The 15,357-nt window shown below is 58.1% G+C and carries 7 protein-coding genes; 5 read left to right on the top strand and 2 right to left on the bottom strand.

The features are described from left to right. Positions 1-9: 9 nt before the first annotated feature. Both E9954_RS11960 and E9954_RS11955 read right to left on the bottom strand, forming a co-directional pair. Positions 10-2,043, bottom strand: coding sequence for a histidine kinase (locus tag E9954_RS11960; protein WP_222847161.1), 2,034 nt, complete (start codon positions 2,041-2,043; stop codon positions 10-12). Positions 2,044-2,152: 109 nt separating this feature from the next. Beyond that, a complete protein-coding gene (locus E9954_RS11955; protein ID WP_136079396.1) occupies positions 2,153-4,906 on the bottom strand; it encodes a hypothetical protein in 2,754 nt (917 codons plus the stop codon). A 282-nt stretch (positions 4,907-5,188) separates the two neighbouring features. Here E9954_RS11955 and E9954_RS11950 point away from each other — a divergent pair, with 282 nt between their 5' ends. The 5 genes from E9954_RS11950 (at position 5,189) to E9954_RS11930 (ending at position 15,351) form a co-directional block, all read left to right on the top strand. After that, a complete protein-coding gene (locus tag E9954_RS11950) occupies positions 5,189-7,543 on the top strand; it encodes a hypothetical protein (protein ID WP_136079395.1) in 2,355 nt (784 codons plus the stop codon). Positions 7,544-7,647: 104 nt separating this feature from the next. After that, positions 7,648-9,786: a carbohydrate-binding protein gene (locus E9954_RS11945; protein WP_136079394.1), complete on the top strand. Its 2,139-nt coding sequence runs from the start codon at positions 7,648-7,650 to the stop codon at positions 9,784-9,786. 60 nt (positions 9,787-9,846) lie between these two features. Further along, complete coding sequence (locus tag E9954_RS11940; RefSeq protein WP_168442187.1) at positions 9,847-11,307, top strand: alkaline phosphatase D family protein; 1,461 nt, start codon at positions 9,847-9,849, stop codon at positions 11,305-11,307. 32 nt (positions 11,308-11,339) lie between these two features. Continuing rightward, complete coding sequence (locus E9954_RS11935) at positions 11,340-12,179, top strand: sialate O-acetylesterase (RefSeq protein ID WP_136079392.1); 840 nt, start codon at positions 11,340-11,342, stop codon at positions 12,177-12,179. A 13-nt stretch (positions 12,180-12,192) separates the two neighbouring features. Continuing rightward, positions 12,193-15,351 (top strand): hypothetical protein, encoded by a 3,159-nt coding sequence (locus E9954_RS11930; RefSeq protein ID WP_136079391.1) that lies wholly within the window; start codon positions 12,193-12,195, stop codon positions 15,349-15,351. Positions 15,352-15,357 lie beyond the last annotated feature (6 nt).

Here is a 15,357-nt window from a genome sequence, read left to right as displayed (position 1 = left end):
AGGAGTCCCTCAGGAATGGTTTTTGGGGAACGGAATCCAGTTCCGCCGTTTCAGGTTCAGATGGATGCAGGTTCCGCCCGGTTCAAGGCGTTCGGCCGAAACCTGGGCGCCCAGCAGGCGGGCGCGGCGTTTCAGCGATGGCGGGATTTTGTTCGTGTTGATATCGTCGATGCCCCGGCCGTTGTCGCAGATCGTCAGTTTGATCCGCTTTTCCGTGACCGTCAGTTGTGTGGTGGCCTGGGTCGCACCGGAGTGGCGGATAATGTTGGTCAGGCATTCCTTGTAGAAGAGGAAGAGGTCGATGCGCCTGCGCGGTTTCATCTGGGCGAGCAGCTCGCCGCCCTCGATGGAAATATGGTGTTCGAGGTCGGCCAGCAGGCGGTAGGAGGCCCGTTTCATCTCTTCGACGAGATCTTCGCAGAGGCCGTTGGCTTCGAGCATGTTGGTGCAGAGGCGCGTTGCGGCCCCGGTGCGCTGGGTGAGGGCGCGGATGCGGCGGACGGTTTCGATCAGGTCGTCGCGCTCATCCACGGATGATTCGGCGATGCCTCCAAGAAGCCCGATGGCATGCAGGTTGGCCCCGAGCTCGTCGTGCAGGTCGGCCGCGATGCGTTCGCGGGTGCGGTAGATGGCCCGTTGACGGATCATGCGGTCGACCACGACCACGCAGACGATGCCCGCCGCCAGCAGCACGGCTAGCCACCCCATGCGGTGGAGGTTGATTTTCTGTTGGGCATAGCGCCGGCTCAATTCTTCCGCGATAATGGGCCGCTCGGCTTCGAGGTCGTGGCGGCGCGCGAGTTCTTCGAGCCAGTCGCGTGTCGGAAGAATTTTCCCATAGAGGTTCATGCCGTCGGTCAGCGCCGCGATACGGCGCTCGCGCGTGCTGGGCTCGAAGTTGGCCGTGAATTGTTTTCCGCGCGCCACATTCCGTCCGTTGGAGAAGAGTTCGATCTCGGCGAATCCGATCTGCGACCCGCGGGAGAGGGGTTCGCTGCCGGTATAGGGCTCGTCGACAACCAGCCGGACATGGCGGAAGACTTTTTCCGGGAAGCGCCATGTGATGATCGGCCCCACGTCGAATACGGAATTCTGCTGGTATTCCAGCAACGGCACGGCATCCGAAAAGTCCGCCAGGTTGGCGCCTTCCACCGTGAGCTTATTCGGAATGCCGAAATCGGCGGGGGTGGAGTGGGGGATGGTATCGCTCAGGTCGGTGGCATGCAGGTGAATCCGGTTGAGCGGGAACGGCTGCCCCAGGTCGACGGTTAGGATGGGGTGATCGCCAATACCCAGCTTGCTCACATAGGCGATGCTTTGTTCCCCCTGGTAGGCGTCCATGAGATACGGCAGGAAACCATCCACCGCGAACCGTGCTTTTCTGGAGTTGCCTTCTCCCCGGCCATGGGAAGACGTTTTCACGGTTTGGTGCAGCGCCACGTTTTCTTGCCCGTGGAACACCAGGATTTCGGCCAGCTGGAGGTTGTATTGGCCATCCCATGCGCGGGGCGAAAGCTCGTGTGCCTCCACACGGATCCAGGAGGCCTTGGTGCGGCACGGCACCAGCAACGGCGCAATGCGGGGAAGCAAGCGGTCTGCTTCGCTGTAGGTGGCGATTACGGTGCCGTTGGTGTCGGCCCCCGTTCCCGCAAGGATTTGGAACCCCAGAGGAAAGCCATCCGCCCGGAAACCCGATTTGGTGTCGCGCCAAATGGAGGGTACGAGCACGATTTGGTCGATGGGCGTTTCTTCGCCCAGTTCGATCTGGATCCATTCCGCGTTGCCCGGATGCTTCTCTTTATGGTTGAGCGAGCGGTATCCCACGGGGCCCACGCCCCCGCGCAGGCTGTAGTGGGCGAGCTGCCCGATTTCCGCGTCGATCGCCGCAAGGCGTTGTTCGAGTCGGGTCAGGGATTGTTTCTGCACACCATAGCGCAGCCTGGCCTCGCTGCCGGCCCTGTCCGTTGCTTGGACAATGCCGGCGGTCAGGGCAACCCCGGCAGCAATGCCGGCGCAGATGGCTGTAGTTCGTAACATATCCATTGTTTATACCATGAATGGTTTTCGAGTCGATATGGCGCTGGTGAATAAAAAAGCCCCCGCCCGGCGGACGAGGACTTTTCCTAAAACGTGTTAAGGGATAAACGCCGTCTTAGTTGCCGATCACCCGATAGAACAGGCTTGGCACCACCGAGGTGTCGTTGGTGATGATGATCTGTCCATCGACGCCCGTGATGTTGGTTACGGTAATATCCCATTCCGGCGGGTTGACGAGATCGGCATCGGCCTGGACGGTGTAGGTGGCATAGTTGGTTGCCACCCAGCCGATGAGCAGGTCGGAGCCGCTCATCCCGAATTCGACATAATCGATCTCCGGAACAATTTTCGCGGGCGACTGGACGGTGAGGGAGCCGGTGCTCAAGCTATGGATCGCCGCGCCATAGGTTGGGTGAGCCATGAGCTCGGCGGCGGTATAGGTGCCGTCGGCCAGTTCCACGCCCCAGAGGGTGGCAGCGGCGACCGTCATGCTTTTGCCCAGGGCCAGCCGGATCAGTCCGCCCACCGCGGAGTTGGTCGGGTTGGCTTCGATGGTCAGGGTGCCGTTGGTGTTGTAGAAGTCCGTATCGAGATAGAGATAGCCTTCTTCACCGATCACGAAGCTGCTCTGGCCAAGGCCGCCACCGCGCAACATTCCTTGCTCAACATCCCAGACGCCCGTGAAGGTGTTGTTGGTGTTGTTGAAGGTGAAGCCGGTGTTTTCGACGGTGTTGGTATCCCAACCCGTTGCTACGGTCAGCACCATCGAGTCGATGTCTTTGCCGGCAGTCACGAGCGACTCCACCGTCAGCTTGCGGCTGTTGCCGCTGGCAGTCAGGTTGATGGCTCCGGAGCCTTTCAGGTTTAGGTTGCCATCCAATGCGGTTCCGCTCACCAAGGTAAGAGCGCAACCGGCAAACATGTTGAAGTTGGATACCGTGGCTGTGCCGCTGAATTTGGTCGTGAATTTGGCGCCGTCTGCGATCGTCAGCGACCTGCCGAGGAAGACCGGGCTCGATTCTACCGATGACTGCGGCGGACGGGTGGCCATGCCGGAGGTGTTGTTGATATAGTCTTTGTCGGGCGAAGGAGCCAGACTGTCCGACCACACATTGGTGTTGAGCCAGCCTTCTGCATCACCGGAGCCGATATCCAGGATCTGCGTGACGGGGGCTGTGGCGGTCGAGCCAACCAGCAGGTAGGCACCATCGGACGAGGCCGGGTCGAACGCACCGCCGTAGACCGGGTGGGCTTTCAGGTCGACGCCGAAATAGAGGCCGTCCGCAAGGCTTTCGCCCCAGATGGTGGCGGAGCCGACGATCACGTTCTGGTCGAGCAGGATCATGCCGCTCTGCGTAGAGTTGGTCGGGTTGGCCTCGATGGTGAGCTCGGCGCCGGTGTTGCTGTAGTCGGCATCGAAGTCCAGATAACCGAAGTCAGTAACGAGGAAGCTGCCGGTGCCGAAGTTTTCACCTTTCAGCAGGCCCGACTCAACCATCCAACGTCCGTCGAATTCATTGAGAACACTGTTCACGATGAAACCTGCCTGCGTGGCATGTGCGGTATTGGTCGGTACGGTTTCTCCAATGCTTACCACAATGTTGGAGACGGTTGCATCGGCGCTGATCAGTGAAGAAATCGTGCAGATTCTACCAAAGCTCCCTGCATTGAAATCAATCGACCCGGTTCCCAGAAGGTTCAGTGAGCCGCCCAGCGATGAGCCGTAGCCACCGGCGAGCCGGATCCCGCTTCCCGCCCATATATTGAGATTGTTGACCGTCCAGGGGCCGTTGTTTTTAATGGCCAGCAGTGCGCCATTGGTCATGGTCAGGGAATTGCCGCCGAAGGTTTCGCTGCCGGAGGCCGGCGTGCGGGTGTCCCAGCCCGTGCCGGCATTGACATAGTCGTTGCTGAAGATGGGGGCCAGGCCGTTATCCCATTTGTTGGAGCTGTTCCAGTCGTCGGAGACGCCCATGGTTCCGGTCTGGTAGATGGTGTCGCCCACGATCACCGGCGGGGTGTAGTGCACCTTCAGGGTGCTGGTATCGGAAGAGCCGGCAAATGCCAGCCCGAATGTGCCATCGGCTTTGAGTTGCGCGCCGGTGTAGGTGCCGTTCGTGAGGACGATGCCCCAGATGCTGGCCGAGTAGACCTCCACATCCTGGTCGAGAATAAACAGGCCGCCGGGGGTAATGGTGATGTCGGCATTGGTGTTGACGAAGTCGGCATCAAAGTCGAGGCCGCTATTGCTGCCGATGCTGAAGCCTGAAGCCTGTCCAAGTCCTGCACCCTTGAGGAATCCTCCGTTTACAACCGTAAAGACGCCGGTGAACGTATTGGCCGCGTTTGTAAACGTCACGTTGTTTGCGTAGGAGCCGGTAATTTCGAACTCAGAGAAGGTGTTATCTGATTTCAGCAGCGATCCGATGGTAATCGGTCGGTTGTTATTGGATGTGGTATCAATGTTGATGTCGCCTGAGCCGGTGAGGGTGCCATCCAATTGTCCGCTGCCGCCTCCGTTGTTGATCCGGCTTCCATCCTGCAGGATCAGGTTCACTGTCGCAGCTCCGCTATGCTTCAGCTGAAGACGGGAGCCGTTGGTCATTGTTAGTGAATCGCCGAGAAAGATTGGGGAAGGTTCAACACCGTTGACCGGTGTGCGGGTGTCGCCGCCGGTGGCGTTGAAATAATCGTTTCCGGAAGATGGAGTTTCGGCGTTGTCCCAGTAGTTGGTCATATTCCAATGTTTATTTACGCCCATGCTCGATGTTTGGTATACATCAATGGCGTGTGCCGTCAGGCCAAAGGCCAGGACGGTGCTCCATGCGCCAGTGCGCAGGATGTGTTTCAGTTCGCGTAATTTATTCATAACGGTCTCCTCGTGTTATGTTTTCCCTGATTATGACGTGCTCCCCGAGCCTTGAGTACACTGCGAAGCTCAACGCCGCATTTAGACGATCTCCAAAATAGCCGGAAAGGAAAGTGTGCATATCCTACGTTTGGAGGAGGATGCGGGATTTCATGTTCGGAATCGGTGGGGCGGCGTTATCCTCCAAACGAAGGATTATAACGGATTGAACAAATGCTATCTTTATTCGTCAATATATGTCGAATAGCTTGCTGACAATCACAAGGAAAAGAGGGGTCCAACGTGCGTTCGAGAAAAACTTTCACCATTCAACTGCTGATTCTCACAGGATTGATGGCCTTGTCCTGCCTGGGGGCATCGGAGTTGACGTTCAATGCTTCGGGCAAGCCGACTTCGCTGGTGCTCAACGATGCCAGCCTGCTCCTGCCGCTCTCTTCAGACGGCTTCCACATGGTTTATTTCGATGGCGAGGATCGTATTGATACCCAGCTCGGTCATGCGGTGACTGCGGGTGATACGGTTGCGGTTTCGGAGTCGGGCGGTCTGCCGCGGTTTACGTTCCGGATCGATGAATATGCCCGGCACCTTTCCATCCACCTGATCGATGTGGAGGGGATTGCGGATGACGATCTCCAGGCTTATGGCGTCTATTTAAAGCTGCGGGTGCAGGATACGCTTGGTTTCAAGGACCTGGATGATGTGATTTATTCGACCGGAACCCAGACGGTCTATAACCGCTGGCACTATCTGTGGGGGCAGACCAACGACGGCAAACGCGGCGGTGTGGCGCTCTACGACGGCGCGCTCGACGGCGCGGCGCTGGATGCCTGCCTGGCATCGGTCTGGGCGAACGAGGATTTGCCGCATCCCGCCGGGCAGGCCACGTGGACGGAAGCCGATGTACTCAACTGGGTGGAGCACTACCGGACGAATATCGTGGATCTCAACGAGGTGATCCTGGAGGCCTCCTCGGAGGCGGAACTGTATGCCCTGACCGATGCCATTGTTTTTCCGAACAAGGCCAAACGGGTTTATCTGCATTGCCAAACCTGGCGCGGGGAATATTGGCCGAAGTATAACGGGCAGACCCATGTAAATACGAATGTCTTCCCCAACGGCGAGAGCGATCTGAAAGCCTATGCTGATTATCTGGCGGATCAGGGCGTGAAGCTGCGGTTGCACATGGTGAGTTTCGGAATCGGAAAACATGATCCCGACTATGTTGTCGGTACCGTCGACCGGCGGTTGGCGAGCTGGGGCGGGGGGACGCTGGAAGAGTCGGTCGGCACGTCGGAAACCCGCCTGCTGTTCCGTCCGGATGCGGCAACGAAGCCGCCTTTGCTTGGCAACTCAATCGCCCATGTTCATTCGGTTTGTTACCATAACTATTTCCGGATAGGCGAAGAGATTGTCAGAGTTGGGCGGGTTAGCCGAACGGAAGAGGAGGTCTGGGTGCTCGAAAATTGCTCGCGCGGTTTTGAAGGAACGGATGCGTTTTCACATACCGCCGGATCTGAAGTCGCTGGGCTGTACTGCTCCTATGGCCAGAACTACATTCCGGAATATGACCTGGGGCAGACCAACAGCCTGATGGAAGAGATGGTGCTGGAATATACCCGGTTTGCAAACAACCTTGAACTGGGTCATATGCATTTTGACGGGCCGGAGATCCATGGGGTCTATCCATGGGCGGTGCGGGATCTGTTCGACTTCTACTACAGCCAAATGACGGTTCCGGCCTCGTCCTCGCGAGTCGGCCGAAGCATCGCAGCCAACTTTGAGCAGGATTTCAGCGGCATCCGCGACGACCTTTCGCTGAGCTACTTTGCGCTGAACATCGACATTCGGCGGGATGAAGCCCATAGCGCGTATTTGGCGACAAGCCGGCTGGACACCCATTTCCATGTGCAGGAAAGCATCATGGTGAACGGGCGCCGCGCCTTCTTTTCGGTGCCGATGAGCGGGCGGGGCATTACGGTTGCCGACATGACCGGACACGGCCAGTTCGATGAAATGAACAGTCTGTTCGGCGACTGGATCAAGCTGGCGCCCGTGTTGCACGACGACGATGTCGCCTATGTTGCGGCTGTTACGCCCCGAACCCCTGGGAGCAATCATAACGAAACCGAGGATGTGCTGGTGCTCGGCACCAATACCCTCGCCCAATATATCTGGACGCCGCATCATGTGATGGGGCGCTCGGACGGAACGGACGCTCCGTTTACGATCGAACAGGAAAAAGGTTCCCGGCCCCGCAAGCAGATCATCGCGGCCGGCGACTCGCTGACCCTGAATAATCCGAACGCCTCCCAGGGGCTTAATTTTGTGATCCGTGTCGATCACGAGGGGTCGGTGTCGCTTGTCAACCCGACCATTTCGCTCGGCAGTGGCGGCAGCCTGTCCGTCACGGGCACGGTGGCTCCGGGGCAGTATCTGGAATATTACGGCGGCTCAACAGCCCGGCTTTATGACAACAACTGGAATCTGATCAGCGATCTGCCGGTGGTCAATGCCGCCTTTTCGGTCTCCGGCGGTTCGAATACCGTGACGGTCAACAGCAGCTCATCTCCAACAATAGAGACGCAGTTCATTGTGCTCGGCGATGTCTATGTGCTCAAAACGAACGACAATCTTTAGGCCAAGGGTTTATGATGATTAGCACGAATGCAAAGAGTAGCTCGCATGTCCGATGCGAGTTTCCGAACGCAGAGTACGCGGATCGGATATCCGCGCTACGTAGCGTGCCAAGCAAGTTGGGCGCGGTACTGGTTTCCGCGGCGATGCTGTTTGCCGCTTCGGTGGAAGCGTCCGTTCCGGGCGGCCTTTTCGAGGCGGAAGATTCCGTCATCGCCTCCGGCGGCATCAAGGCCGATGCCAATGCATCCGGGGGTTCCTATGTGGACGGCAATGGCGGCTTTAACCTGACCTGGAATATCGATCTGCTTGCCGGCGAAAAGGAACTGGCGTTCAGCATTAAAGTGCCCAGCGGCGAGCGGTCGATGGGCGTCTACGTCAACGATGCAAAGGTCGGCGTGATCTCTACGACGTCGAAGTCGTGGATCGAAACCAATGTTGTTGCAACCGTGACCGAAGGAATCAATGCCATCGAGCTGCGCGATTCCGAGGAGACGGCCGAACTGGATGTCGATTATCTCTTCATTTCGAAGGTAACCACCTTCAATTATCAGGCCGAACATATGGCGCTCTCGGCGTACAGCGTGGTCAGTAATGACATTGCCGCCAACAGCCACTACATCCAGGTGGCTGGCGGATTGGGCGCAACCGGAACGGCCACCCAGGTATTTACGGGGGATGCCGGCGAATACTATATCGATACGGCATATTTCGATGAAACCGACGGCGTGGGCACCTATGAGCTCCGGATTGATGGTGTTCTGGTTGATTCCTGGCTCGCGGACGGCATGTTCGGTACCGCTGGCGTAGACCTCTCGTCCTTGACCAGCCATCGTACTGCGGCGGTCGAAATGCAGACAAACTCGATGGTTGAGCTGACCGCAATCCGGGGGGGAGCGGAATATGGCCGCGTCGATGAAATGACCTTCACCCTGGTGGAGCAGTTTTTATCCGAAGCCGAGGCCATGGCGCTCGATGGCTATTCCATCGAAACCAACAGCGCGGCTTCCGGCGGCATGCTGGTGCGGCTCGACGGAACCCGAGGCTCCGTGTCGGAGACGCTGGTCGGGTTGACCTCCGGCTACTACGACCTCAACGTGGCCTACTTCGATGAAACCGACGGCGAAGCCGTTTTCAAGATTTATCTCAACGACCAGCTGGTCGATGCCTGGCTGGCCGACCGCACCCTCGGCAGCTCCGAGGCGATCGACCTGACCCGCGTCGAGCGCACCGTGAAAAATGTCTACCTGCGCAGCGGCGACGAACTGGAAATTGCCGGGATTGCGGACGGTGGGGAACCTTGCCGCATCGACGGATACGACCTCCAGACTGCGGACGTTCCTTCCGGAACCGCCATGGCTTGGAATGCCGTCGGCTCGATTGCCAGTCTGGTACTGAACGGCAGCGAGCACATCGACACCCTCGAAGATTCGTGGGTGATCCTGCGCGTGTTCGATGGCTATTCCATCGACACCCTCGAACAGAAGTCCGGCGAGCAGGAAGGATCGCTGCTGATCCTCAACGAGGCCGAACTCGACTATGCCCGTTTCTATTTCCGGATCGATGCCTACGCACATCACCTGATGATCCGCCTGGCCGGGTTCGACGGCATCCCGCAAAACGACCCCTCGCTCAACATCCGCATGGAGATTCCCTACACCGCGGCCTTCGGTTACCAGCTGATGGATACGAATGTGACGGTGGATGATTCCGGCGGCGTGCTCGAGATCGACTGGCCCTATCTTTCCAGCCGCGGGCTGATGGCGGGCGGGCAGATCGCCCTCTATGCCTCCGACGACGCGGCCGCCGCGCTGGCTGAAATCGAAGCCGTGCACACCGCAAACGGCAACCTCGACGACTACTATGCCTGGATCGACGGTTTTCCAATCGTTGGAACCGATGCCGACCTCTTCGCCGACCCGGACGGCGACGGCCTCAACAACCTGACCGAATATGCCCTCGGCGGCATTCCAAACTTTGGAAACAACGAGGCGGAGCCCACGCACGGTATGGCCGGGGATGGTTTTGAAATCCAATACAACCGCCGCCGCGATGCCGCAGCGCGCGGGTTGAGCTACATGGTTAAGGCTTCTGATAAGTTGGTGGATGGCATTTGGAGCACCAATGGAGTTTCCAATGCCGGTTCCGGAATCATCGATGCCGACTTCGAGAGCGTCACCAACCGCGTATCGACCATCGGGAAAACCAATGAATTCCTGAAACTGGAAATCGCATTTGAAAAGTAGATGGGTGTACTCTTAACGCCCAACTCAATGAAGCAACGAAAACCAACATCAGGACGTATCATGAATGAATATTCCCGCCTTAAGAGGCAACAGTTTCTCGTTTTGGCCGCCACGACCGTTGGCGGGGCGTTGGCCGCGCGTGGCGGCAATCCCTCAGAGCCGGCACCGGTCTCGCTGAAGGATGCGCACAAGGGGACGCTGGAGATTGATCTGAAGATCATGAACCAATACGAGACGCAACCGCAGGCGGTGCAGGATTTCTATACGGCCTGCCGGACGGCTTTGACAGGATCGAAGCCGGAGGATGCGCTGGCGGGGGTCTGCCGTCTTTTCGGGCATTCGAAACTCGGCGGCCCGATGCTGGGCGACCTGACGCCGACATCCGTCGCGGTCTGGGTGCATCTGCCGATGCCGGACTCGGTCGAGGTTAAGGTGACCCCGCAAAGCGGAGCCTCCAAAACGTTTGCGTCCGGTAAACCGGAACGCATTCTGATCGTTCGTTGTGAAGGTCTTTCTTCCGATACGGCATACACGTATCAGGTGACCAATTCGAAAGGTAAAAACCTCGGCGGGGGACGCTTCGTTACCGCTCCGGCAACGCTGTCTGAAAAGCCCTTTAAAATCGCCTTCGGGACGTGCTTCCATAAAGTCGGGCTATACCGGCCGGAGCTGATGAACTTGATTCAGGAGCGAGGCAACCGCGCGATGCTGGTGCTCGGCGACTGTGCGGTGGATGATCGCAAGAACGATTTTGGATTGATCAACGCCGACTACCAGCTTCGCAATCTTTCCCCGTCGTGGCAGCAGCTGACGGCGAATGTCCCGGTTTATGCGGCGTGGGACGACCATGATTATTGGCACGACGATTCGGGCGGAACGTCCACCCGGGGCCAGGCGATCGATGTGGACGGGTTGCGGAAAAACTGGAAAACCCAATGGAACAATCCGGATCGGAATGTGGAACGCAAGGGCATCTATTTCCAGACCCAAGTCGGGCCGGTGCACGTTATTGCGCTCGATACGCGCTCCTGCCGGGTGAATGAAGAACGCGGCCAGCTCAATTCGTTTTTGGGCGAGGAACAGATGGCCTGGCTGAAACAGCAGATCAAAGAATCGACCTCTCCCTATATTTTGCTCAGCGGCGGCACGATGTGGAGCGACTATATCTCCAACGGCAAAGACAGTTGGGGGACGTGGGATACGGAGGGGCGCGAAGAAATTTTCCAGCTGATCGACGCGAAGCAAGGCTCCAAGGTGATTCTGCTGTGCGGCGATCGCCACGGCGCGCGCGGCTTCGCCATTCCGCGTCCCGAGGGCAAAAAGATCTATGAGTTCGAGGTCGCGACGCTCGGCGGCGTTCCGGGGCCGGGTGCCTTCGGGGAAGATCGGACGGCCCAGTTGTTTGGGTTGAAAAGCCGGTCGTGGGCGTTCGGTGAAATTACGTTCACCGCAGATCAGGCGGTTTTCCGATTGATTAACGAAAACGGGCAGGAGCTGGAAACGATAACGATCCAGAACTAGCCGTCCGTTAAAATCGAAGAAATGGAATGAGAATGAAAAAGAAGCTATATATTGCAAGCTTGGTTGCCCTGGTTTGCGGGGTGGCGCATGCGGCTGAAAAGGGGAAGCATCTCTTCATCCTGTCGGGCCAGTCGAATATGTATTATCTTGATGAAAATATTTCGTTCGTCCCCACGGTAGAAGCCGCGTTTGGTAAAGAAAACGTAACGGTTGTGAAGGATTCGCTGGGCGGCCAGCCGATTCGCCGTTGGTATAAGCAGTGGAAGGCGGTCGATGGGTATGATCCCGAACAAACGGGCTATCCACTCTACAGCGGCGGGAAGGTGCCGGGAGACCTGTATGACCGGTTGTTGGCAAAGGTTGAAGAGGCGACCCGAGAGAAGGAGTTCTCAACGGTTACCTTCGTCTGGATGCAGGGCGAGCGGGATGCCAAAGAGAGCCATGGCGAAGTCTATGCGGAGAGTTTGGTAGGGTTGTTTCAGCAACTTTCCGACGATTTGGGGCGTGAGGATATCAATGTGGTTGTGGGACGTCTGAGTGACTATGACATGGCGAACGAGAAGTATCCGCATTGGACGATGGTGCGCGATGCATTGGTCGAGGTCGTCGAGGCGCATCCTCGCGCGACCTGGGTTAATACCGATGATTTGAATGACGGGATCAATAAGGCGGGCAGAAAAGTTCATAATAGCCTGCACTATACTGTTGAAGGCTACCGGCTGTTCGGCGAGCGCCTTGCCCATGAGGCGATTCAACTTTGCGAAGTTGTCCCGACCGACGGTCTGGTGCCTCCGGTTTTGGGCACCAACAGCGTTTCAACAGTCGGCAAGACCAATGAATTCCTGAAATTGGAAATCGGATTTGAAAAATAAGCAGGGGAAATGCATGAACAGGACTTTTGTTGCCATGGCGGCCGTTGTTGCATTGAATGCAGCGGGTGCCCTGGTCTCCCAGGATGAAAACGTGGGAGCGGCGGATGCCGCGGGATGGCTTAAAGCCTCTTCGTGGTCGAACGACCAGGTTCCGTCGCCGGGAAACGATTATATCAACAACGTGAGTGGACGGGACACCCGTACGCCGCAGGGTTCCATTGAGGGCAATCCTGTTTTTCTGGGCGATTCACTCACGATCGACAACGGGGCCGTATTAAAGTTCAAGCACACCGGGGTATGCACCGCCAGCAACCTGACCATCACGGCGGGGTCTTCGTTGCAAAACGGCGGGTCGTCCGGAAGTCTTGCCGGGAATCTGGCGCTGACGGGAGCCGGCACGGTTACGTTCAATCCGTCGTATCACAATCGCAAAACGACCGTTTCTGCATGGGTCACCGCCGACGCGGCGATCCATACAATTGCTGTCAACAACAGCGGGGAATTTACGGCGGCCACGGAATGCGGCTTTACCTTTTCCAATCCTTCCAACACCTTTGCCGGAACCTGGGATGTTCAAAACTGCTACCTGAAAGGCAACGGATTGGGGGCGGGAAGTTTTATCGTCGGAACCCAGGGCTATCTCGACATCGACGGGGCCTATCACAATCCCGTTGGCTCGCTGGATTGCAACGGCGTGATCAAGCTGGATGAGGATCTGACCTTCCAGTCGGCCACCATCCGGGGCGTGGGGCTGGCTTCCGGAACACACAATGCCACCAACCTCATAACGGATCTGGGAATCGATGCATCGGCTCTGGCGGATGGGCTGGCATCGGCGGGAACGATCACCGTCCTTTCCGATCCGCCCGTTTCCCATTCCGAATTCACGTTCAACAGCGACGCAACGCCGGCCACGCTGATTCTGAACGGCGTGAACCGGATGGGCTCTTCCTCCGACGACGGATTTTATCTGCGGACATTCGACGGGCAAAACTATTCGGAAACCATGCTGGGCCATGCCTCGTTTTCCGGTGATCGGATGACCGTCTCGGAATCGGCGGGAAGCCTGCCGAGCTTTACGTTCCGGATTGATGCCTACCCGCGGCATGTTTCGATTCACCTCGTGGATACCGAGGGCATCGGCGCGAACGACCGTCAGTACGGCATGAGGCTTCGGTTGATCAGCAATGCGCTGGTTTGGATGAAGTCGCTGGACGATGTGGTGGATGCCGATACGGATGAGGATGACGCGTGGCAGGATATCTATTGGAAGTATCCCTGGGCGGCGGAAGCCGATGGCACCAAGGGGGGCGTTGCGCTGTATGACGGAACGCTGGATGGCGCAGAGCTGGATGCCTGCCTGGCTTCGATCTGGGCGAACGAGCCCATTCCACATCCGGCCGGACAGCCGAGCTGGACGGAGGCCGATGTGCTGGCCTGGGTCGCGCAATACCGCGCAAAACTCGGGGCCATGAGCCAGGTGCAGTTTGAGGCCACGAACCTGGCCGACCTTTATACCCTGACCGATACCGTGGCCTTTCCCGCCGGCGTTAAGCGGGTCTACATGCATACGGCGACCTGGCGCGGCGAATACTGGCCCAACTATAATTCGATCACCAATGTGAACACGGAGGTGTTCCCCAACGGGAAGGCCGACCTGGTCGCCTATACGGAATATCTGGCGGCCAGCAACATCATGATCCGCCTGCACAATGTGGGAATCCCGGTGGGTGAGAACGATGCGGAGTTTCTTGTTCCCACCGTTGACCGGCGGCTGGACTGCTGGGGCGGGGGGACGCTCGAGGTTCCGATCAGTTCCTCCGACACACGCATCCGTCTGCGCGTGAACGAAGGCGTCAATTTGCCGGTCTACATCGGCTCGGCGATGCATTTCGACTATGTGCGCATCGGCGAGGAAATCGTTCGCGTCGGTTCGTTCGAACGGACGGAAGAAGAGGTGTGGGTGCTGGAAGGCTGTACGCGCGGGCTGGGGGCAACCGATGCGCTGTCGCATGCCGCCGGCGAGGACTGGGCCGGGCTGCTGAGCCCCTGGACGAGCGGGGTCTATGGCCCGAACTATGACCTGGATCAGCCCGACAGCCTGATGGATGATCTGGCCTTCCGCCATGCCAGCTTCCTGAACGACCTGTTTGTGGCGAGCGGCGGCGGGCACCTGCATATCGACGGCGGGAACAGCCACGACAATACGCCCTGGAGCGGTCGCGACTATTATGACCGGGTCTACAGCTATCTCGAATATCCGGTCACGTCCAGCCGCGTCGGCCGGAGTATCGCCGCCAATTTCGAGCAGAGCTTCAGCGGGGTTCGCGACGACATGACCTACAACTATTTCCCGCTGGCGGTCGGTATCCGGCTGGATGAATACCGCTACAAAGGGTATCCGGCAACCAGCATCCTGAACACGCACTTCATGGCGCAGGAATCGATCATGACCGGCGGCCGGCGGGTCAGCCTGTCGGTTCCCATGAGCGGCGAGAGCTTCGGGATGAACGAACTGAACAACCACGGGCTTAGCGGCGAAGTGATTGATCTCTTCGGCTACTGGATTGAGCTCGGATCGATCCTGCACGAGGACGATGTTGCCTACGTTGCCGCGGTAACGACCAAGACGCCGGGAAGCAACCACTATGAAACCGACCACGTGTTGGTGCTGGGCAAAAACGGAAGCGATGAATATATCTTCACGCCCCATCATGTCATGAGCCGCACCACCGTCGATGACGGGCCGTTCTATATGGCGCACCAGGAAAAAGGCGGCGCGGAGCCCATGCAGTCGATAACCAGCGGAACCGCGATCGAAGTGGATAATCCGTATGCCGCCCAGGAGCTGCAGTTTGTTGTCCGGGTGCATGAGGATGCCTCCGGCTCGCTGGTCGATCCATCTATCCAGATTGCCGGAGCCGGGTCGCTCTCGATCACGGGTACGGTCAATCCGGGTGAGTTCCTGCAGTATACCGGCGGAACAACCGCCAAAATCTGCGACAAAAACTGGAACACGCTCAGCGAGCCGACGGTTACCCAGTCCGGCTTCCATGTGGCGGCGGGCAACAACACAATTACCGCAACGCAAAGCGGCGGATCCGTGGACATCGAAACCCAATACATTGTTACGGACGCTGCCTACGTCCTGAAAACGAATGACCGTCTTTAGGCATAA

Origin of the sequence: Pontiella desulfatans, assembly GCF_900890425.1 — a bacterium.
GTDB classification, from domain to species: Bacteria; Verrucomicrobiota; Kiritimatiellia; order Kiritimatiellales; family Pontiellaceae; genus Pontiella; species Pontiella desulfatans.
This window is presented reverse-complemented; position numbering and strand designations above follow the sequence as displayed.